22 protein-coding genes are annotated in these 20,837 nt (G+C 38.9%); 20 read left to right on the top strand and 2 right to left on the bottom strand.

The features are described from left to right. Positions 1 to 18 precede the first annotated feature (18 nt). Together CWD91_RS01320 and CWD91_RS01315 are read left to right on the top strand one after the other, a co-directional pair. A complete protein-coding gene (locus CWD91_RS01320) occupies positions 19 to 417 on the top strand; it encodes a DoxX family protein (RefSeq protein ID WP_103439148.1) in 399 nt (132 codons plus the stop codon). 406 nt (positions 418 to 823) lie between these two features. Beyond that, the gene (locus CWD91_RS01315; RefSeq protein WP_103439147.1) at positions 824 to 1,609 is read left to right on the top strand and encodes a patatin-like phospholipase family protein; all 786 of its coding nucleotides are present in this window, start codon (positions 824 to 826) and stop codon (positions 1,607 to 1,609) included. A gap of 251 nt (positions 1,610 to 1,860) precedes the next feature. On the opposite strand, the gene CWD91_RS01310 is transcribed toward CWD91_RS01315, so the two are convergent. Then, a complete protein-coding gene (locus CWD91_RS01310; RefSeq protein ID WP_103439146.1) occupies positions 1,861 to 2,910 on the bottom strand; it encodes a ferredoxin--NADP reductase in 1,050 nt (349 codons plus the stop codon). A gap of 128 nt (positions 2,911 to 3,038) precedes the next feature. Between CWD91_RS01310 and CWD91_RS01305 the strand changes: the two genes are divergently transcribed. The 18 genes from CWD91_RS01305 (at position 3,039) to CWD91_RS01220 (ending at position 20,295) form a co-directional block, all read left to right on the top strand. Beyond that, positions 3,039 to 4,511: a DUF5687 family protein gene (locus tag CWD91_RS01305; RefSeq protein ID WP_103439145.1), complete on the top strand. Its 1,473-nt coding sequence runs from the start codon at positions 3,039 to 3,041 to the stop codon at positions 4,509 to 4,511. Positions 4,512 to 4,525: 14 nt separating this feature from the next. Then, positions 4,526 to 5,221 (top strand): ABC transporter ATP-binding protein, encoded by a 696-nt coding sequence (locus CWD91_RS01300; protein ID WP_103439144.1) that lies wholly within the window; start codon positions 4,526 to 4,528, stop codon positions 5,219 to 5,221. Positions 5,222 to 5,467: 246 nt separating this feature from the next. Then, positions 5,468 to 8,011 carry a type IX secretion system periplasmic lipoprotein PorW/SprE gene (porW, locus tag CWD91_RS01295; RefSeq protein ID WP_103439143.1) on the top strand — a complete coding sequence of 848 codons (2,544 nt, stop codon included), beginning with the start codon at positions 5,468 to 5,470 and terminating at the stop codon, positions 8,009 to 8,011. Between the two features lie 20 nt (positions 8,012 to 8,031). Continuing rightward, positions 8,032 to 8,463, top strand: coding sequence for a bactofilin family protein (locus CWD91_RS01290; protein ID WP_103439142.1), 432 nt, complete (start codon positions 8,032 to 8,034; stop codon positions 8,461 to 8,463). Beyond that, positions 8,441 to 8,671 (top strand): AtpZ/AtpI family protein, encoded by a 231-nt coding sequence (locus CWD91_RS01285; protein WP_103439141.1) that lies wholly within the window; start codon positions 8,441 to 8,443, stop codon positions 8,669 to 8,671. Before CWD91_RS01290 ends, CWD91_RS01285 begins: the two co-directional genes overlap by 23 nt. Continuing rightward, a complete protein-coding gene (locus tag CWD91_RS01280) occupies positions 8,671 to 9,057 on the top strand; it encodes a hypothetical protein (protein ID WP_103439140.1) in 387 nt (128 codons plus the stop codon). The genes CWD91_RS01285 and CWD91_RS01280 overlap by 1 nt, the downstream gene beginning before the upstream one ends. A 124-nt stretch (positions 9,058 to 9,181) precedes the next feature. Beyond that, complete coding sequence (atpB, locus tag CWD91_RS01275) at positions 9,182 to 10,258, top strand: F0F1 ATP synthase subunit A (RefSeq protein WP_103439139.1); 1,077 nt, start codon at positions 9,182 to 9,184, stop codon at positions 10,256 to 10,258. A gap of 36 nt (positions 10,259 to 10,294) precedes the next feature. Continuing rightward, the gene (gene atpE, locus CWD91_RS01270) at positions 10,295 to 10,486 is read left to right on the top strand and encodes an ATP synthase F0 subunit C (protein WP_031446173.1); all 192 of its coding nucleotides are present in this window, start codon (positions 10,295 to 10,297) and stop codon (positions 10,484 to 10,486) included. An 88-nt stretch (positions 10,487 to 10,574) separates the two neighbouring features. Continuing rightward, positions 10,575 to 11,075: a F0F1 ATP synthase subunit B gene (locus CWD91_RS01265; RefSeq protein ID WP_103439138.1), complete on the top strand. Its 501-nt coding sequence runs from the start codon at positions 10,575 to 10,577 to the stop codon at positions 11,073 to 11,075. Positions 11,076 to 11,085: 10 nt separating this feature from the next. Continuing rightward, complete coding sequence (gene atpH / locus CWD91_RS01260; RefSeq protein ID WP_103439137.1) at positions 11,086 to 11,625, top strand: ATP synthase F1 subunit delta; 540 nt, start codon at positions 11,086 to 11,088, stop codon at positions 11,623 to 11,625. A 58-nt stretch (positions 11,626 to 11,683) separates the two neighbouring features. Beyond that, positions 11,684 to 13,258, top strand: coding sequence for a F0F1 ATP synthase subunit alpha (gene atpA, locus CWD91_RS01255; protein WP_103439136.1), 1,575 nt, complete (start codon positions 11,684 to 11,686; stop codon positions 13,256 to 13,258). A gap of 103 nt (positions 13,259 to 13,361) precedes the next feature. Then, positions 13,362 to 14,222: an ATP synthase F1 subunit gamma gene (gene atpG / locus CWD91_RS01250; RefSeq protein ID WP_103439135.1), complete on the top strand. Its 861-nt coding sequence runs from the start codon at positions 13,362 to 13,364 to the stop codon at positions 14,220 to 14,222. A 176-nt stretch (positions 14,223 to 14,398) separates the two neighbouring features. Continuing rightward, positions 14,399 to 15,862 carry a lipopolysaccharide biosynthesis protein gene (locus tag CWD91_RS01245; RefSeq protein ID WP_103439134.1) on the top strand — a complete coding sequence of 488 codons (1,464 nt, stop codon included), beginning with the start codon at positions 14,399 to 14,401 and terminating at the stop codon, positions 15,860 to 15,862. After that, on the top strand, positions 15,859 to 16,293 hold the full coding sequence (gene dut / locus CWD91_RS01240) for a dUTP diphosphatase (RefSeq protein ID WP_103439133.1): 435 nt from the start codon (positions 15,859 to 15,861) through the stop codon (positions 16,291 to 16,293). Before CWD91_RS01245 ends, dut begins: the two co-directional genes overlap by 4 nt. A gap of 184 nt (positions 16,294 to 16,477) precedes the next feature. Next, positions 16,478 to 17,410 (top strand): tetratricopeptide repeat protein, encoded by a 933-nt coding sequence (locus tag CWD91_RS01235; protein ID WP_103439132.1) that lies wholly within the window; start codon positions 16,478 to 16,480, stop codon positions 17,408 to 17,410. 4 nt (positions 17,411 to 17,414) lie between these two features. Then, positions 17,415 to 18,200 (top strand): DUF4292 domain-containing protein, encoded by a 786-nt coding sequence (locus CWD91_RS01230; RefSeq protein WP_103439131.1) that lies wholly within the window; start codon positions 17,415 to 17,417, stop codon positions 18,198 to 18,200. A gap of 1 nt (position 18,201) precedes the next feature. Then, a complete protein-coding gene (locus tag CWD91_RS01225) occupies positions 18,202 to 19,446 on the top strand; it encodes a murein hydrolase activator EnvC family protein (protein WP_103439130.1) in 1,245 nt (414 codons plus the stop codon). A gap of 12 nt (positions 19,447 to 19,458) precedes the next feature. Then, the gene (locus CWD91_RS01220) at positions 19,459 to 20,295 is read left to right on the top strand and encodes an aldo/keto reductase (RefSeq protein ID WP_317045592.1); all 837 of its coding nucleotides are present in this window, start codon (positions 19,459 to 19,461) and stop codon (positions 20,293 to 20,295) included. On the opposite strand, the gene CWD91_RS01215 is transcribed toward CWD91_RS01220, so the two are convergent. Continuing rightward, on the bottom strand, positions 20,292 to 20,804 hold the full coding sequence (locus CWD91_RS01215; RefSeq protein ID WP_103439129.1) for an acyl-CoA thioesterase: 513 nt from the start codon (positions 20,802 to 20,804) through the stop codon (positions 20,292 to 20,294). The genes CWD91_RS01220 and CWD91_RS01215 overlap by 4 nt on opposite strands. Positions 20,805 to 20,837 lie beyond the last annotated feature (33 nt).

The following is a 20,837-nucleotide window of genomic DNA, read 5'->3' as shown; positions in this document are numbered from 1 at the left end:
ACACTAAACATATTTGCTATGGCCAACATAATGACTTATACCACTGAATTACTTTTGTTACTTTTTGTAATCATAACTTTTCTACAGAGTGCTGTTGACAAAATTTTAGATTGGAAGGGTAATTTGGCCTGGTTAAAAGGGCATTTTTCCAAAACACCGTTTAAGAATATCGTGCCCTTGCTATTGGGGACTGTGCTGGTGACAGAAATTGTCGCAGGACTCCTGTGTACCATAGGGTTCTATCGACTTTGTGCGGCCGGGGAAAGCTCAATTGCCTTGGCGGGAGCCATTTTGGCTTGCCTTGCTCTGTTAATGTTGCTATTGGGCCAGCGAATAGCCAAGGATTATGATGGGGCAAGAACTATTGCCATTTATTTTGTGCCGGCTATTTTTTTAGTTTTTTTGTTGCATTCCTAAAAACGATTTTCAGAGGTGGGGTTTGTTCCTATAGCCTTCATGGCGAACGGAAAACCAATATATCTATTCCAAAACCACAACCTTTTCTTTATTTCGGTGACAGATTCTATTTGATTCCGAATTGGCATTAAATTTCTGGCCAAAAGGCCAAACATACTGGCCAGTCGGTCATTTGTCTACAGCCATTGGGAATTGGATGATGGCAATCGGGTATAAGGGCATATGGTATCGATGAAAAGCCATAAAATGGACAATGCAACTAGGTAATATGGAGATTACGTACCAAGCGGTTTGTAAAATAGGGCTTAATTAAGATTTTTTTTTAAAATCGAGGGGTTATGGGTAATTTTGAACATATCAGTTGAGGGTTATTTGTTTTATACAGATCTGATAAAATACGACATCAATGAATTTATCGGAAATTGAATCAAAATCGGTTGGACTGGTATTGTCCGGAGGGGGTGTAAAGGGAATGGCGCATATAGGTATGATTCAAGCGCTGAATGAATTTGGAATTAGTTCCCATGCGGTTTCTGGCACTAGTGTAGGGGCCTTGATAGGAGCTTTATATGCCAATGGCAACTCGGTTAAGGAAATGCTGCAATTTTTTAAGGAAACACCTCTCTTCCGGTATCATTTTATGACGATTTTAAAACCTGGTCTTTTGGACACCGAAAGATATTTTGATCTTTTGGCGAAATATTTACCGGATAATTCCTTTGAGACTTTAAAGCGCAAGCTTTATGTAGTAGCCACCGATCTGCAAAAAGGTGATGAGAAAATATTTTCTGAAGGGGAATTGATTAAACCTTTGTTGGCCTCTGCCGCATTGCCACCTGTTTTTAGTCCGGTCGGTATTAATGGACGCTTATATGCCGATGGGGGTATTATGAACAATTTCCCCTATGACGAAGTTGCAGATTCATCAGATTTTGTCATTGGGAGCAATGTGTCCGGAATCAAGGAAATTCCTAGGGAAGGAATAAAATCATCCTTGCAATTGGCAAATAGAACTACTTCCTTAATGATATACGCGATCAATAGGAATAAAGTGAAAAAATGCGATTTAATATTTGAACCCCAGGCCCTGGAACTTATAGGTATATTTGACAAAAAAGGAATTGAAAAGGCTTACAATATAGGGTATGAACATGCGGTAAAAGTAATCCAGCGCACTTTTAGTGACTCCTAAACTTGTAAGACCCTGTGATTATTTTTCTATTCTAAGTATTTTATGGAAAGTGTAAGTCAAAGATGAATTAAGTTTAACAGGGCTCTTAAATGGGTAATCTTTTGAGAAAATTTTATTGCTTATCTAAGTCGAGATTTTAAAAATTTAATTTTGCCTACTGCCTACTGCCTACTGCCTACTGCCTACTGCCTACTGCCTACTGCCATATTCTCAGTTCTGATCCGTAAGCAATATTGCGTGATTTTCCCTATTTACACATCATCATAATCTACCGTTAGTGTAGGTGTGGTTGGGTGAGCCTGACAAGTTAAGATCAAGCCTTCGGCTATTTCGCTATCCGTTAGTATTTGATTTTTTACCATATCTGCTTTACCTTCTTTAATGCGGGCAATACAACTACTACATACTCCACCTTGACAGGAATAAGGTGCATCGATATTCTCTTTTAAAACGGCATCAAGAACCAAGGTTCCTTTGTCCATCGATATGGAAAATTCCTCATCATCCACAATAACCTTGAGCTGGGTTTTCCCTTCCAGCTTTTCTGGCAGTTCATCCATGATTTCCGTTGAGGTGAATAATTCAAAATGTATTTTATCATCTGAAATGCCCTTGTCCTTTAAATTCTCGGTTACCAACTGGATCATAGATTCGGGACCACATAAATAGTAATCGTTAAAATCCAGATTTTTGTGTTTGTTCTTAAGCACGTAATTCACCGTGGAGGCCTCTATACGACCAAAAATAGATTCATCCTCCTGGGTCTGACTCAAGATAAAATAGATGTGAAATCTATTGGTGAATTCCAATTGAAGTTTTACCAAATCTGTATAGAACATGGTTTCTTTATAGGACTTATTCCCATAAACCAGCACAAAATTATTCTTTGAATTGGACTCCAATACAGTTTTGGCAATACTCATAATTGGAGTAATACCACTACCAGCGGCAAATGCCACAACATTTTTGGCGCTTGGAGAAGGTTTAAAAACAAATCTGCCTTCCGGCGGCATTACTTCCAATACATCCCCAACTTTAAGTTTGTTGTGTGCAAAATCTGAAAAGCCCCCCTTATCTACTTTTTTAACACCTATCGTGATACCATCGCATTTGGGAGAAGAACTAATGGAATAGGCCCGGCGCAATTCCTTGCCCTTTATTTCCTTTTTAATGGTAATGTATTGCCCAGCGATAAAAGCAAAGGTCTGAATCAATTCCTTGGGAATGGCAAAAGTAATTGCAACTGAGTTTGGTGTAAGCGGTTTAATTTTTTGAACCGTAAGCGAATGAAAGTGGGCCATATTAAATCTTTGGTGCAAAATTAAACAAAGCAAGCAGGATTTAAAACGGGATTTCAAAAAAATGCGGGCTGTTTGTAACAAATACCCTAATTTAGGCACCAACCCAGCAGATTTAATTATCCAATAGCATGTTAAAACACTTTCTAACGCTTGAATGGAAATCTTTTTTTAGATCCGCCTCCTTTAAAGCCAATCTTGCTATTAAGATTTTTATGATTTTTGGGGCACTCTATTTTATGGCCGTATTCCTTGGCCTGGGAATAGGTGCCTTTTATATCATTGAAAGGCAAGGTTGGGGCGATCCGCTTCAGGTTGTCAACCGTTTCATGATATATTATTTGGTGGGAGATCTGTACATTAGGTATATGCTGCAGAAAATGCCCATTACCAATATTAAGCCCTTGCTTTACCTTCCGATAAATAAAAGTAAAGTGGTAGCATATTCCCTGGGAAAGACGGTAGTTTCTTTTTTTAATTGGTCCCATGCTTTTTTCTATGTTCCCTTTTCAATAGTGCTGTTGATAGAGGGTTACTCCCCCATAGGTGTCATTGGTTGGCATTTGGGCATCATGGCACTGTTTTATTGTAATAATTTTATAAATGTACTGGTAAACAATAAAGACAGTGTTTTTTATTCCCTTCTTGGAGTAGTTCTAATTTTGGTCATATGTCAGTATTATGAACTTTTCAATATCACGGTGTACACTTCTCCATTTTTCAATGTTCTTTATGAGTTGCCGTGGGTGGCCTTGTTAACATGGGGATTGCTAATATCACTGGCTTCTTCCGCCTTTTTTTATTTTAAGAGGCATATGTATCTGGATGCCGGTCTGGCCGGTAAGAAATCTTTGGCCAAAACAGAGGACTATGCCTGGCTAAACCGTTTTGGTAATTTGGGTACATTTTTAAAGAATGATATAAAATTGATCAGAAGGAACAAGCGGTCCAAAACCTCCGTAATTATGAGTTTTTTCTTTATTTTTTACGGACTGCTCTTCTTTACGGGCGGCATAGAGGCATATGACGGACCAATATGGAAGATATTTGCAGGTATTTTTATTTCTGGGGGTTTCTTGTTTAGTTTTGGTCAGTTTGTGCCCAGCTGGGACAGTTCATACTATCCCCTAATGATGAGTCAGAATATAAGGTATCGGGAATACTTAAGCTCCAAATGGTATTTGATAATTATAGCCACCGTCCTAAGCACCATTTTGGCGTCCTTTTATATTTATTTTGGATGGGATGCCTATTTGGCGGTCATTGTGGGGGCTATTTATAATGTTGGTGTTAACTCCTATTTGGTACTCTGGGGCGGGGCCTATATTAAAACACCTATCGATTTAACATCCAATAAAAAGGCGTTTGGGGATAAGCAGGCTTTTAATACAAAAACCTTATTGTTGACCTTGCCCAAGTTAATTTTACCCATGGGGGTGTATGCTCTGGGACATTATTTAATTAGTCCAACTGCAGGCTATATTTTTGTGGCTATGGCAGGCATTATAGGATTCGGATTTAGAAATAAGGTGTTTGCCATGATAGAGTCCATTTACAAGAAGGAAAAATATAAGACCCTTGCGGCATACAAACAAAAATCATAAAAGGAAAGATATCTATGATTACAGTCCAAAATTTAACAAAGAGGTACGGTGAATCCATTGTACTGGATATAGAAAATTTGGAAATTCCCAAAGGACAGAGCTTTGGATTGGTTGGAAACAATGGGGCCGGAAAAACAACTTTTTTTAGTTTAATGCTCGATTTAATTCAGCCGACTACTGGGCAAATCAATAATAACGGGGTTCAGGTAGATGCGAGCGAGGCATGGAAACCTTTTACATCAGCCTTTATTGATGAGACTTTTTTGATTGGGTATTTAACACCGGAGGAATATTTCTATTTTATCGGGGAAATACGGGGTCAGAACAAGGCGGATGTGGACAATCTGTTGGCCGGGTTCGCAGATTTTTTTCATGGGGAAATCTTGGGGCAGAAGAAATATCTTAGGGACCTGTCCAAAGGAAATCAAAAAAAGGCCGGTATTGTTGCCTCCTTCATAGGCAATCCGGAAGTAATCATTTTGGATGAACCTTTTGCCAATTTGGACCCTACTACCCAAATAAGGCTAAAGGGAATTATTAAAGAATTGGCCGCTAGTAGAGAGGTGACCGTTTTGGTATCCAGTCATGACCTAATACACGTTACGGAGGTATGTGAACGAATTGTGGTGCTCAGTAAAGGTGAGCTGGTGAAGGATATCCAGACGTCTAATGAGACCCTCAATGAGTTGGAGGTTTTTTTTGGAGGATAAATCCGTTTCTGGCTTTGAGGATTTTATTTTATACTCCGGTTTTATTATCATCCGTATGATATTTGTTTAAATTCCTTTTTAGAATGACTTAGGCAGTTATCTTTTTTTGGTGATATATTACTTCTTTCGATTTCTGGGATCTGGTCCGGAATTCTCCATCAACTAAAAATAATCTGGTTATAATCGACCAACTGCATAATAATTTGGTTGTTTTTAAGTTTAGGATACGTACGAATACATAGAATTTTGAAGCTTCGCAATAGACTTATATTTTCAGTTGTTTTTGGAGGATTGGTTTTTAATGCCTGTTCCACCAAGAAAGACGCCTTATTAAACCGTAATTGGCATGCGCTAAATACCAAATACAACACCTTGTACAACGGTAATTTGGCTTTTGAGGAAGGGCGCGAGGGACTCAATGCGGTTTATCAGGACAACTACTGGGAAATATTGCCCGTAGAGCGGCTGGAGGTCAAGGAGGATATTAAGTTGGATTCCGAAGACAATAACCCTAATTTTCTTATTGCCGAGGAAAAGGCTACCAAAGCCATACAAAAACGCAGTATGGATATTAAGGATGAGGAGCGCAACCCTCAGACGGATGAAGCTTTTTTGCTTTTAGGGAAGGCCAGGTATTTTGACCAGCGGTATATGCCTGCCTTGGAATCCTTCAATTATATCCTAAATAAATATACGCAAAGCGATAAGCTGAACGAAGCAACTATTTGGAGAGAGAAGGTAAATATTCGTCTCGAAAATGAGGAATTGGCACTTAAGAATTTAAAGCGATTAATAAAACAGGAGCGTTTAAGTGATCAGGAATATGCCGATACCCGTGCCATGATGGGTCAAGCCTACATCAACCTTAAAATAAAGGATACGGCCATTCAGCAATTAAAGATTGCTTCGGTCTACACCAAAAAAAATCCCGAAAAGGGCCGCTATTTATATATTATAGGTCAATTGTTCAATCAATTGGGGCATAAGGACAGTGCCAATTATGCCTTTGACAAGGTAATTGCCCTAAATAGAAAATCGCCCAGGGTATATATGATCAACGCCCATCTTCAAAAGATTCAGAACACCGAACTTAACGATGATAATAGGGAAGAAATGTATGAGTACCTTACGGAATTGGAGGAAGATAGGGAGAATAGACCTTTCTTGAATAAAATATACCGTCAGGTTGCTGAGTTTCATTTGGCCACTAAATCCGATAGTCTGGCCTTGGTCTATTACAACAAATCCATACGTGCCACTCAGAATATGCCGCAATTGAACGCGCTGAACTATGAAAATTTGGCAATTTATAATTTTGACCAAAATGGTTACAAGGCTTCCGGAGCATATTATGATAGCGTGTTGCAGAATTTAAAAGAGAATACCAAAAAGTTTAGGGAAGTTAAAAAAAAGCTGGACAATTTGGAAGATGTTATAAAGTATGAAGAGGTGGCCCAATACACGGATAGTGTTATTACCCTTTATGAGTTTTCAATTGACGATAGGGTAAAGTATTTTGAGGATTATATTGCCCAATTAAAGGAGGTTGCCGAAAAAAATAAAAAGAAGGAAGAAAATATGGCCAATGCCGGATTTGCAGCTTTTAGTAAAAGCAAGGGAGGCAAGGAAAACAAGGGCAAGTTTTATTTTTATAATATAACTGCATTGGGATATGGCAAGAACGATTTTAAAACTAGATGGGGGAAGAGAAACTTAGAGGATGATTGGCGATGGTCCAATAAGGTTAAATCTCAAAATCTTGAAGTTAGTGATGGTAATTTGGCCAATTCTGGGGTGAAAAATGTAGCTCCCGTCGGGGAGGAGCAAAAATACAGTGTTGAATTCTACTTGGATCAAATACCTACAGACCCTAAAGTGATAGATAGTTTAAAAACTGAACGGAACTTTGCCAATTATCAATTAGGCTTGATCTATAAAGAAAAATTTAAGGAGAATCTTCTGGCGGCCGGTAAATTGGAGAGTGTTCTAGCATCCAATCCGGAAGAAAGGTTGGTAATTCCATCGAAATACAATCTTTACAAGATATATGAGCAATCTGGTAGTTCTTTGGCAACCGATATGAAGTATAATATTATTAAGAACCATCCCGAATCCAGATATGCGGAAATCCTTCTTAACCCTCAGGCCGTACTTGCAGGAAGCGTGGATAGTCCGGATGCCAAGTATCAACGATTGTATAAATTATTCCAAGATCAGGAGTTTTTACAGGTAATTACTGGAGCTGAGGAAAATATAAGTACGTACACCGGCGATCCCATTGTTCCAAAATTTGAAATGCTAAAGGCAAACGCCATTGGTAGGCTACAGGGGTTCGATGATTTTAAGGAAGCATTAAATTATGTTGCCCTCAACTATCCCAACAATCCGGAGGGGAAAAAAGCCCAGACAATGGTGGCCGAACAATTGCCAAAGTTGGAGCCTAAGGTTTTTTCTGCCGAAACCGCATCAACGGGTTCCGGAAATTGGAAAGTGGTCTTCCCCCTTAAAATTAGGGACGATAAAAAGGCCCTTAGGCTAATGGAACTTTTGGAAAAATCCATAAGCGATCTAAAATACAAGAATAAGGTTTCAAAAGATATCTATAATCTTGAAAATCAGTTTGTGGTGGTTCATGGGTTTAAATCCAAGGACTTTGCGTTAGGTTACGCGGAATTGATAAAAAACAACAAGGATTACCGGATCGGTGATGAGAATTTCGTAATTTTATCTAACAACTATAAAATAATACAAGTACATAAGAATATAGCAGATTATAAAGCTCAACAGTAAACCCCAAAACCTTAACAAAAATGTTTTCAGATAACAAAAAACCTCGTGTTATGACAGAATTAGGCGGACAACCCAACAGAATTGAAAAAAACACTAAAATTAAAGGAGACATTGTCTCTGAAGCGGATTTTAGGATCGATGGAAAATTGGACGGCAATGTAAAAACTTCAGGAAAAGTGGTCATCGGCATCGATGGTTATATTCATGGGAAAGTGGAGTGTGTCAATGCCGATATTGAGGGTAATTTTAATGGAGAGTTGATCGTTTCCGATCTATTGTCCCTTAAGTCTTCCGCGGTTATTGAAGGTACTGTAACAGTATCCAAATTGGCCGTTGAACCCGGAGCTACCTTTAACGCCGCCTGTACAATGAAGGGTAAAGAGGGCAAAGGCTCTTTAAATACCCCAACAAAACATTCAGTAACCACTAATGAGCCAGCAAAAGCCTCCTAAAAATAACAACGGTTTAAAAAATGCCGCCCTGCTTTCTGGCATTGCCTTGGAAATGGGTGGAATTATTTTCCTGTCGGCCAAGGGAGGAAAATGGTTGGACGACTATTTTGAAATGGAGTCCAGGACCTTCCTTATTGTGCTTACTTTATTGGGGGTCGCCATTGCAATTTATTTGGTTTTACAGCAGTTGAAACGCATAAAGTATTAATGTCCAAGCATAAATTTCTATTTACTTTTTACCTTTCCTTGGTGCTTTTGAGCTTTTTGGTGTTTTGCCTTCACATCCTGGTCCTCTATTTAATCGGTTTTCCCTTGTTCGACCATATGATAGTTTTGGCCTATTTGCTCAACATGGTACTGGCCTTGATTATATTTTCTGCTCTTTACTGGTACCGGGTTAAATATAGAGACCAAATTGGATTTCTTTTTCTAGGCGGAAGTATGCTCAAGTTTTTATTTTTCTTTATCGTTTTTTATCCCTTCTATAATGAGGATGGCCACATGGAATCCTTGGAGTTTACATCTTTTTTTGTGCCCTATTTCGTATGCCTTCTATTGGAAACCTTGTTTACTGCCAGAATGCTAAATAGTTAGCCTCAATTTTGTTTTCCGAATTGCTTTTCAATTTTGGTTTAAAATAAACCGTTTAATGCTTTTTTCTTTTTGAGATAAAAGCGTACATTTGCACGGATTTTTTGAGACCGATATTTTAAGCGATATGCAAAAACCATTTTACGTTAAAGTTCTTTTAGTTGTTACACTTCTTCTGGGTATCAACGTTTTCGCACAGGAAAAGGACCATTCACCCAGCGAAGAAAAAGGAAGCCTAAAATCCGAAATCAAGGAATTTATTGGACATCACTTGTTGGATTCCCACGATTTTACCCTTTTTACCATAGATGAGGAAAATAATGAGCACGTTGGTTTTCCGTTGCCAGTTATTTTATGGGATAATGGCTTAAAAATGTTCTCTTCGTCTAAATTTCATCATGGGGAATCCGTGGCAGAAGTGGACGGAAATTATTACGCTCTTTATCATGGTAAAATTGTAAAGACCGATGCCGAAGGGACGATCAATTACGATGAGGCCCACCATGCTACCAATGCAAAACCATTGGATTTTTCCATTACCAAAAATGTAGTGTTTATATTTTTAGTAGCAGCATTGATGTTGTTCTTATTCGCAAGAATGGCCAATTCCTATAAAACCAATTCCATGCCAAAAGGTATAGGGCGTATGTTGGAGCCTATTATTCTTTATATACGTGATGATATTGCTATTCCCAATATTGGAAAAAAGCATTATAAGAAGTACATGAGTTATTTGTTAACGGTGTTTTTCTTTATATGGATCATTAACCTTTTAGGGCTTACTCCGCTAGGGGTAAATGTTACCAACAATATCGCGGTTACTTTTGCTTTGGCCATCATTACCTATCTGATAACTACGTTTACCGCCAATAAGAATTACTGGAAGCATATTTTTTGGATGCCGGATGTCCCTGTCTTTATGAAGATAGTCTTGGCTCCGATTGAACTGTTGGGAACTTTTATTAAGCCATTTTCCTTAATGATTCGTTTGTATGCGAACATTACTGCAGGTCATGTGGTCCTAATGAGTATTTTGGGAATGATGTTTATCTTCAAAAACTGGATTGGAAGTCCATTGTCATTTGGTTTGGCATTTGCACTTGCTTTGTTGGAGTTGTTGGTAGCGGCCTTACAGGCCTATATTTTTACGATGTTGTCCGCGCTATATTTTGGGTCGGCCGTTGAAGAACATCATGATCATTAATAAGTAGAATGTTTAATAATTAATTATATATATATTATGGAAATCCCAACTATTGTAGGAGCTGGTTTGATCGTTATCGGTGCTGGTTTAGGTATTGGTAAAATTGGTGGTTCTGCTATGGACGCCATCGCTCGTCAACCAGAAGCTTCAGGTAAGATTCAAACGGCAATGTTGATTGCTGCTGCACTTATCGAAGGTATTGGTTTTGCTGCGCTTTTCGCATCTTAGTCAAACAATAAAGCAACAGCTATAACGGTTGGTTATAGCTGTTCTTTTACAATTAAAAATTAAACGTTTACATTTCATATATTAGGACATGGAAAAATTAATAGAGCAGTTTTCATTTGGATTGTTTTTTTGGCAATTGTTATTATTTATAGCAGTGCTTCTTTTGCTGCGTAAATTTGCGTGGAAACCTATTCTAGATGCCGTTGAAGATCGCGAATCGGGAATTAAGGATGCCTTGGCCGCTGCGGAAAATGCCAAAAAGGAAATGCAAAATGTTACTGCCGATAGTGAGCGTCTTTTACAAGAGGCACGGGGTGAGCGTGAGGCCATGATCAAAGAGGCCCGCGAAATGAAAGAGAAGATGGTTTCTGATGCCAAAGAGTTGGCACAGGCTGAGGCTGACAAAATGATCAAGCAAGCTCAACTTGCTATTGAAAGCGAAAAGAAAGCTGCTGTAGCCGATATAAAGAATGAAGTGGCTACCCTATCCCTGGAAATTGCGGAAAAGTTAATTAAGGGTCAGTTTTCCGACAAAGCCAAGCAATTAAAGTTGGTCGAGGAAATGATCGGGGATATCAAGTTAAATTAGGGATTTGGATATGAACGAAGCTAGAGCAGCCGTACGTTACGCAAAAGCAATATTGGATTTGGCGGTAGAGAATAAGGCTACCGAACAGGTGGAAAAGGATTTTCGATCTATAATATCTACTATAGCCGACAGTACCGAACTTCAGGAAATGTTGGGAAGCCCTGTTTTAAAAGGCGAACTTAAAAAGAATGCCTTATCCGAAATCTTTAAGGGTAGTAATTCAGTTACTGAGGGACTTATTTCCACACTGGTGGATAATAAGAGGATTTCAATTCTGAAAGAAGTAGCCGAGAAGTTCATCATTTTAAATGAAGCAAGAAAGGGTCAGGGTGTGGCGATGGTTACTACCGCGGTTCCCCTAAGCAGTGAACTTGAGAAAAAAATATTGAGCAAAGTAGTTCAACTTACCGGTAATGAATGTACCATAGAGAACAAAGTGGATGAGAGCATTATTGGAGGGTTTATTTTGCGAGTTGGGGATTTGCAGTATGATGCAAGTATAGCTAACAAATTAAGTAATTTGAAAAGAGAGTTTACAAATAGTCTATAAATAATTTTTTTGGACGATGTTGGTTTTCAATGTGGTCCTAATCTTATATCTATAACAAATGGCAGGAGTAAAAGCCGCTGAAGTATCAGCAATATTAAAGAAGCAGTTATCGGGGTTTGAAGCATCAGCTTCATTAAACGAAGTAGGTACCGTTTTACAAGTAGGTGATGGTATCGCTAGGGTTTATGGATTATCCAATGTCCAATACGGAGAATTGGTAGAATTTGAAGGTGGACTTCAGGGGATCGTTCTTAACTTGGAAGAGGATAATGTTGGTGTGGTATTGTTGAGCCCATCCAGAAATATAAAGGAAGGATCGGTTGTAAAACGTACCCAGACTATTGCCTCCATTAAAGTTGGTGAAGGTATTGTAGGTCGTGTTGTAGATACATTGGGAGCTCCTATAGATGGTAAAGGACCAATAACTGGTGAATTATATGAATTGCCATTGGAGCGTAAGGCACCTGGGGTAATTTTCCGTCAGCCGGTGACAGAGCCATTGCAAACCGGGATAAAAGCTATCGATGCCATGATTCCTGTAGGTAGAGGGCAACGTGAGTTGGTTATTGGTGACCGTCAGACGGGTAAGACTACCGTTTGTGTGGATACCATTTTGAATCAAAAAGAATTTTACGATGCAGGGGAACCTGTATATTGTATATATGTTGCCATAGGCCAAAAGGCCTCTACGGTAGCAAACATTGCAAAAACATTGGAAGATGCCGGTGCTTTGGCGTATACTACCATTGTTGCCGCAAATGCTTCCGATCCTGCTTCCATGCAGGTATACGCGCCATTCGCAGGAGCTGCCATTGGTGAATATTTTAGGGATACTGGTAGACCAGCATTGATTATCTATGATGATTTATCAAAACAAGCAGTTGCCTATCGTGAGATATCTTTATTGCTAAGACGCCCACCGGGACGTGAGGCTTATCCTGGTGATGTATTTTACCTTCACTCCAGATTATTGGAGCGTGCTGCAAAAGTAATTGCAGATGATACTATCGCCAAGAATATGAACGATTTGCCAGATGTATTGAAACCAATGGTAAAAGGTGGTGGATCTTTAACGGCTTTGCCGATTATTGAAACTCAGGCTGGTGACGTTTCCGCTTATATTCCTACTAACGTAATTTCTATTACGGATGGACAGATTTTCTTAACCCAAGATCTTTTCAACCAAGGGGTTCGTCCAGCGATCAATGTAGGTATTTCCGTATCGCGTGTTGGAGGTAATGCCCAGATAAAATCGATGAAAAAGGTAGCTGGTACCTTGAAATTGGATCAGGCACAATTCCGTGAATTGGAAGCTTTTGCCAAGTTCGGTTCAGATTTGGATGCCGCTACATTGAATGTTATTGAAAAGGGACGTAGAAACGTTGAAATTCTTAAGCAGGCGCAGAACGATCCTTTTACGGTGGAAGATCAGGTTGCTATTATTTACGCTGGTTCCAAAAACCTATTGAACAAAGTTCCTGTTGAGAAAATTAAGGAATTTGAAAGGGATTATATCGAGTTCTTGAACGCTAAGCACAGAGACGTGTTGGATCAACTTAAGGCCGGTAAGTTAACGGATGAAGTAATAGATGTTTTGTCCTCTGTGGCCAAAGATCTATCCGCAAAATATTAATAAAGTAATCTTTACAGTTTTCCAGAATAGGAAAACTGTAAAGAATTGAATAAATGATTGTATAACACAGTATTCCTCTCCTTGGGGAGCTTAAGTGGAGCCTATGGCCAATTTAAAAGAAATACGAAATAGAATTGCTTCGGTATCTTCAACTATGCAGATTACCAGTGCCATGAAAATGGTGTCTGCCGCTAAGTTGAAGAAGGCCCAGGATGCCATTACCGCAATGCGTCCTTATTCTGATAAATTATCGGAGCTATTGCAAAGTTTAAGCGCTAGTCTTGATTCAGATTCTGGCAGCAAATTTGCAGATAACCGTGAAGTAAAAAAGGTTTTGATCGTTGCGATAAATTCTAACCGTGGTTTATGTGGCGCCTTTAATACGAACATCTTAAAACAGAGTGTTCTTTTGGCCAATAGCACCTATGCGGGCAAACAAGTGGATTTTGTTGCCATTGGTAAAAAGGCAAATGATATTTTAAAGAAAAAGAATAAGGTTATTGCCAACCATAGTGCGGTTTACGATGATTTAACTTTCGATAATGTTGCTGTCATTGCCGAGGAATTAATGGATCTGTTTACTACAGGAGCCTATGACAAAATTGATATTGTTTATAACAAATTCAAGAATGCGGCTACACAAATAGTGATGACAGAGCAATTTTTACCAATTGTACCTGTAGCAGGTGAAGCCAATTCGGCTGCCGATTATATCTTTGAGCCTTCCAAGGCGGAGATTGTAGAGCAATTGATTCCTAAATCGTTAAAGACACAATTGTATAAGGGTATACGCGATTCTTTCGCTAGTGAGCACGGCGCCCGTATGACCGCTATGCACAAGGCAACGGACAACGCAACTGACTTAAGAAATCAGTTAAAACTTACTTACAACAAAGCAAGACAAGCCGCTATAACCGGTGAAATTTTAGAAATTGTTGGTGGGGCGGAAGCGTTGAACAACTAAGTAGTATCTATTTTTCCATTTTTTTTTGGGGAAGGAAAATTATATAAGGCCTCACAGGAATGTGGGGCTTTTATATTTATAAAGAATTTGGAATCGCTATTTACCGAATAAGCTAATTAACTAACTTTGCCCGCATTGATTAAATGCCTAATTTTAAAGCTAATTCATAGATTCCTTTGAATCCAATTAAAAAATTATTTAAACAGACCTTTATCTATGGCTTAGCTACGGTATTGCCCAGAATGCTATCGTTTCTTTTAACGCCTCTATATGTCACTGTTCTCCCTACGGATGGGTACGGGGAGGTTTCCATTATTTTTGCCTGGTTTGCTATTTTTAATGTATTACTTGCTTATGGTATGGAAACCGCATTTTTCCGTTTTTATCACGATACCGCTCTAAACAAGAAAACAGTTGTCACCACCTCCTTAATATCCATTGGGGCATCTTCATTTGTTTTCATGCTATTGGCTTTTATATTTAAAGGGCCTATTTCAACCGTAAGTGATATAGATCCACAATTTATCACATATGCGATATTGATTCTTGTGTTGGATGCTTTGGTAATCATTCCGTTTTCGTGGCTAAGGGCCAATGAAAAACCAATGCGCTATGCTTTGGTCAAGATTGCCAATGTAGTGATCAACCTAGGATTGAATTGTTTTTTTCTAATTGTGCTTCCGATAATAGCGGAAAACAATCCAGAATCGTTTTTAAGTAGTCTTTACAGGCCTAACTTTGAAATCTCCTACATCTTTATTTCTATGTTAATAGCTAGTGGCACAACGCTCTTATTAATGTTGCGCCTCTATCTGCGAAGGCCCTACACTTTCGATAGGGTCATATGGTCCAGTATGATCAAATACGCTGCTCCTGTTTTAATTGCAGGTATTGCCTTTACCATTAATGAAGTATTTGATCGAATTATGTTGGATTGGCTTTTGCCGAACGATATTGCCGAGAGCGAGATTGGGAAATATTCTGCATGTTATAAACTTACCTTGTTCATGACGTTATTTGCAACGGCCTTTAGGATGGGCATTGAGCCTTTCTTTTTTAGTCACTCCAAAAGTGATAACCCTCAAAGGGCATATGCTCAGATAACAAATTATTTTGTAATCCTGGGAAGTGTTATTTTACTTTCTGTAGTGGTCTTTGCAGATTTACTCAAACTGATTATAGTTCCCAATTCGGATTACTGGGAGGCAATGTCTGTGGTGCCAATTATAATCTTGGCTAGTTTTTGTTTGGGAATCTATCACAATCTTTCAGTGTGGTACAAGGTAACGGACCGGACAAAATTTGGGGCCTACATCTCCTTGATCGGGGCCGTACTGACGATAATTATTAATTATGCCTTTATTCCTCATTTTGGGTATGTTGCTTCCGCCGTGGCTACTTTGGTTGCCTATGGTACTATGGTAATCCTTTCCTTCTTTTTTGGTAGAATGTACTACCCTATTCCGTACAATCATAGAAAAATAGTTTTTTACCTAGGGGTCTCCATCTTATTTTCCATGTTGTCCTTTTACGTTTTCGATCGTAATTTAATAATTGGCAGTATATTTTTTATTTTATTTTTGGGCATCGTATATCGGCTTGAAAGTGATAAACTCAAACAAATATTTTTAAGGAAATGACAATAAAAATCATCAATAAATCGGCTCACGCATTACCTAGTTATGAAACCTTGTCTTCTGCTGGGATGGATTTAAGGGCCAATCTTACCGAACCCATAGTATTACAACCCATGGACAGAACTATTGTTAAGACAGGACTTTTCCTTGAACTTCCAATGGGTTTTGAGGCCCAGGTAAGGCCACGGAGTGGGTTGGCAGCAAAAAAAGGTATTACCGTGCTAAATGCACCTGGCACGGTTGATGCGGACTATAGAGGGGAGGTTGGGGTAATCCTGATAAATCTTTCCAATGAAGCATTTACCATTGAAAATGGAGAGAGAATAGCCCAGTTGGTCATTGCCAAACATGAAAGAGCTGAGTGGAATGAGGTTGAGGAGCTTTCGGAAACTTCAAGGGGCGAAGGTGGCTTTGGCAGTACAGGGGTAAAATAAAATCTCTTTGGCAAAACAAGGTGGAATCTAGCTTTATCATTAATTTTAATGAACCCAATCCCTTATCCTAGTTTTAGGATTGATAGCAGTTGGGAAAATCGTGATTTTGGAATAGCCCAGGCTTGAAGCGTATATTTTTTCATTTAGATTTCGGTCTGTTTTCCATTATGCGCAATATATAGGTATGATTAGAAACTTTCGCATATTACTTTTTGCCATGGGGTTAATTTTGATCCCAGAACTTATTTGCGCCCAGGAAAATGAGTTGAAGGTGGAAGAAAGTTCGGAGGTTTTTTTAGAAGAATATACCGATGATTTTCAGGAAAAATTCTTTGAGGCATTAAAGCATAAAGGAATAGAGAACTATGATAGGGCAGTAAACCTCCTGTTGGAATGTAAGCTGTTGGATCCAAATAATTCAGTAATCGACCATGAGCTATCAAAAGTTTATTTGGCCTCAAAACAGTTTGTTCAGGCACAGCAATATGGAATTTCCGCTATTGTCGCCAGACCGCATAATTTTTGGGTGTTGAATACCTTGATGGAGATATTGCAACGTCAAGGCTATACAATAGATATGGTGAAGGATAAAATTCCTTATAATGAACCCAAGTTCAAAGAGAATTTAGCACTTATCTATTATGGGCAGCAAAACTATGATGATGCCTTAAAAATACTAAACGGTATTAAAATGTCATCATTTTCAAAACAGCTGACTTTAAAAATCAATGATTCCATTAAAGCCAAGGAGTTGGTTGAAAATCAAGAGGATACGTTGGTAATAAAAGTTGAAAAGGAAAACCCCATAAAGAACTACGAATCCATTATTTCAGAATTTTTGGCAAAGAGCGAATTTAAGAGTGCTGCATCCGTAAGTGAGGAGGCTATGGAAAGCTTTCCGACCCAGCCCTACTTTTATTACACCTTTGGACTTGCTCTAAACAGGGCCAAGAAATATAAGGAGGCCATTGCCATTTTGGAGTCGGGCTTGGATTATTTATTGGAGGACCCTGAACTGGCAAATAAAATGTATAAAGAATTAGTTGATGCTAACAATGCTTTGGGAAATTCTTCCAAGGCAAATATGTATCTTAGTAAAATTAAATCGGGGTCGTAAAATTATGATATACAGTTTAAATAAACTTCACAAATGGGCCTTGCTTTGTATTTTGGCCGTTTTTGTATTTTCGTGTAAGTCCAGTAGTGTAATCAAAAGTGGAGCAGTAGATGAAAATTTAACTGCAAAGGCCGTTATAAGGAACCATTATTACTCCCATTTAAGTTTTAAAACTTTAAGTGGCAAGATGAGAATAGACTATTCAGACGGCGAGACTACCCAGAGTGTAAGTGTAAGCCTCAGAATGGAAAAGGATAAGGCGATATGGCTAAGTGCCCCATTGGGAATCGTAAAAGCGTACATTACCCCCGAGCGTGTGTCGTTTTATAATAAAATGGACAACGAATATTTTGACGGAAATTTCTCGTATTTAAGTCAATTGTTGGGAACCGATCTCGATTTTCAAAAAGTTCAAAACCTGCTTTTGGGGGAGGCTCTATTTGATCTGAGGGATGAAAAATATACGATGGCTATCGCCAATGACAATTATCAGTTAAAACCAAAAAAGGCAGGGGAGTTGTTTAAAACGCTGTTTCAAATTGAACCATTGAATTACAAAATGGTCACCCAGCAGTTGTCCCAACCCTGGGAAAAACGTATGCTGGAAATTAGCTACAAGAATTATCAAAAAATAAACAAATGGATTTTACCCGGTGAGATAGATATATTGGCGCTGGATGGCGACCATACCAATAATATTACTGTTGAATTTAGAAATATGGAGTTTAATAGAGCCTTGAATTTTCCTTATAGTATACCAAATGGTTTCAAAGAAATAGTCTTAAATTAATATGGGAAGTAAGAATTCTTATATAGGTTATTTTCTTTTAGTTATGTTACTTCTATTGGGTAATTTTACCTTGGCCCAAACCAATGAACAAAAGGCCTTGGAATCCAAACGGGAACAACTTCAAAAGGAAATATCTGAAATCAACCGATTATTGTTCGCTGAGAAAAAGGAAAAGGGAAATGTCTTGGAACAAATGGAGGCAATGGACCAAAAAATTAACGTTCGCCAACAATTGATCAGGGTTACCAATCAACAGTCCAACTTACTTAACAGACAAATAAATACCAATATCAGGAACATTGGAAAACTACGTAATGACCTTGCCTTTCTTAAGGAAGAATACGGTAATATGATCCAAAAATCCTATCAGAACAAATCTGGACAAAGTCGATTAATGTTTCTTTTATCCTCAGAGAATTTCCTTCAGGCGTTCAAGCGTTTTCAGTATATGAAGCAGTACACCCAGTATAGAAAGGAGCAGGGTGAGCAAATTGTAGCTAAAACTGACGAGCTTACCCAGCTGAACAAGGATCTTTCGGACCAACGTAAGGAGAAAGACAAATTGGTTACGGAAAATACACAGATCAAGAATCAATTGTACAAGGAGATTCAATCCCAAAAGGAATTGCTTAAAAGTATACGACAAAACGAAAGCAAATATGCAGCGGCCATTGATAAGAAAAAGCAGGAGGCCAAGAGGATCGATCAACAGATAGAAAGCTTGATTCGAAGTGCTATTGCGGCATCCAATAAGGCGGTGGGGAAAACCACCAATACCAGCTCGGCAAGTAGTAGTAAGTTTGTTTTAACCCCTGAGGCCACCATTGTGGCCAATAATTTTTCGGCGAACAAGGGAAAACTAATCTGGCCGGTAGAAAAAGGAATTAAAAGGCAGGGTTTTGGCGTTTATAACGATGCGGTTTACCCGGGGATCAAGCACGAAAGTAACGGAGTTATTATTGCTACGGATGAGGGTTCCAAGGCGAGGTCTATTTTTGAAGGGGAAGTTATCGCCATACTTTCGGTACCTGGCGGAAATAAAGGGGTGCAAATAAAACATGGAAATTATATAAGCACCTATTACAACCTCTCCAGGGTTTATGTGAAGAAGGGGGATAAAGTTAATATCAAGTCGGATTTGGGAGATATATATACCAGCAAATCCAGTGGCACGACCCAATTAAAGTTTTATCTGTACAAGGATACTACTCGACTTAATCCTGAAGAGTGGATATATCAATTGTAAAATAATTTGAAATTGAAAACTTTAACCGATTTAAAAGGAACATTTACTTTAAACAATGGTGTTAAAATGCCATATCTTGGTTTGGGTGTTTATTTGAGCGAGGATGGTAAAGAAGTGACCAATGCCGTAAAATGGGCGTTGGAAGAAGGATATCGACATATTGATACTGCTTCCATCTACGAAAATGAAGAAGGGGTTGGTAAAGGGATAAGGGAAAGTAGTATTGATCGCAAAGAGATCTTTGTAGTGAGTAAGGTTTGGAATGGCGATCAGGGCTATGATAGTACTTTAAAGGCTTTCGAAGCCAGTTTAAAGCGGTTAAATTTGGATTATCTGGATCTTTACCTAGTGCATTGGCCGGTAAAGGGGAAATACAAGGATACATGGCGAGCTTTGGAATATTTGTACGGGCAGAAGCGGGTGAGGGCCATTGGAGTAAGTAATTTTATGCAACATCAACTTGAGGATTTGCTTAAAACGGCGAAAATTGTGCCTATGGTTAACCAAATGGAATTTCACCCCTACTTGGTGCAGCAGGAGTTAATTGATTTTTGCAATAAAAATACCATTCAGTATGAAGCTTGGTCTCCTTTGATGCAAGGGCATATTTTTGAATTGGATATTATGAAAAGTCTGGCCGAAAAATACCATAAGACCATTGCTCAGATCGTATTGCGCTGGAGTTTGCAAAAAGGAGTGGTCACTATTCCAAAATCATCAAAAAAGGACCGAATAGAGGCGAATGCCGATATTTTTAATTTCGAACTCGCCCTTACGGATATAAATAAATTAGACCGGTTGGATCGCGGAAAACGCTTTGGTCCCGACCCCAATAATTTCGACTTTTAGTCCATAAAAAGGGCCTTGAGTTCAGTGGCATCTTTGGGCTTCATCTTGCCAGCTAGCACCAAGCTAAGCTGTTTTCTTCGAAGTGCAGCTTCAAATCGCTGTATTTCCAATGCAGACTCGGGTTTTAATTCAGGAACAGCGGTTGGCTTTCCACTATCGTCTACAGCAACAAAGGTATAGATGGCCTCATTTACTTTAGATTTCTCGCCATTAAACCGGTCTTCCATCCAAACGTCTATAAATACTTCCATAGAGGTCCTGAACGCTCTAGAAACGGCTGCTTCGACCGTTACGACACTTCCAACGGGTACGGCTTGGTTAAAGGCTACGTGGTTCACGGAGGCGGTAACAGTAATTCGTCTGCTGTGTCGCCTGGCAGCAATACTGGCTGCACGGTCCATTCTGGCCAACAGTTCCCCTCCAAACAGGTTGTTCAAAGGATTTGTTTCACTTGGTAGGACCATATCGGTCATTAAGGTACGCGATTCAGTGGGCGTCTTGGGCTCCATAAATTTATTTTGGGCAAAGATACATTGGTATTG

It is taken from the genome of Arenibacter hampyeongensis (genome assembly GCF_002909255.1).
In the GTDB taxonomy this organism is placed as follows: domain Bacteria; phylum Bacteroidota; class Bacteroidia; order Flavobacteriales; family Flavobacteriaceae; genus Arenibacter; species Arenibacter hampyeongensis.
The sequence above is the reverse complement of the archived record's forward strand: the minus strand, read 5'-3'. Positions and strand labels throughout refer to the sequence as shown.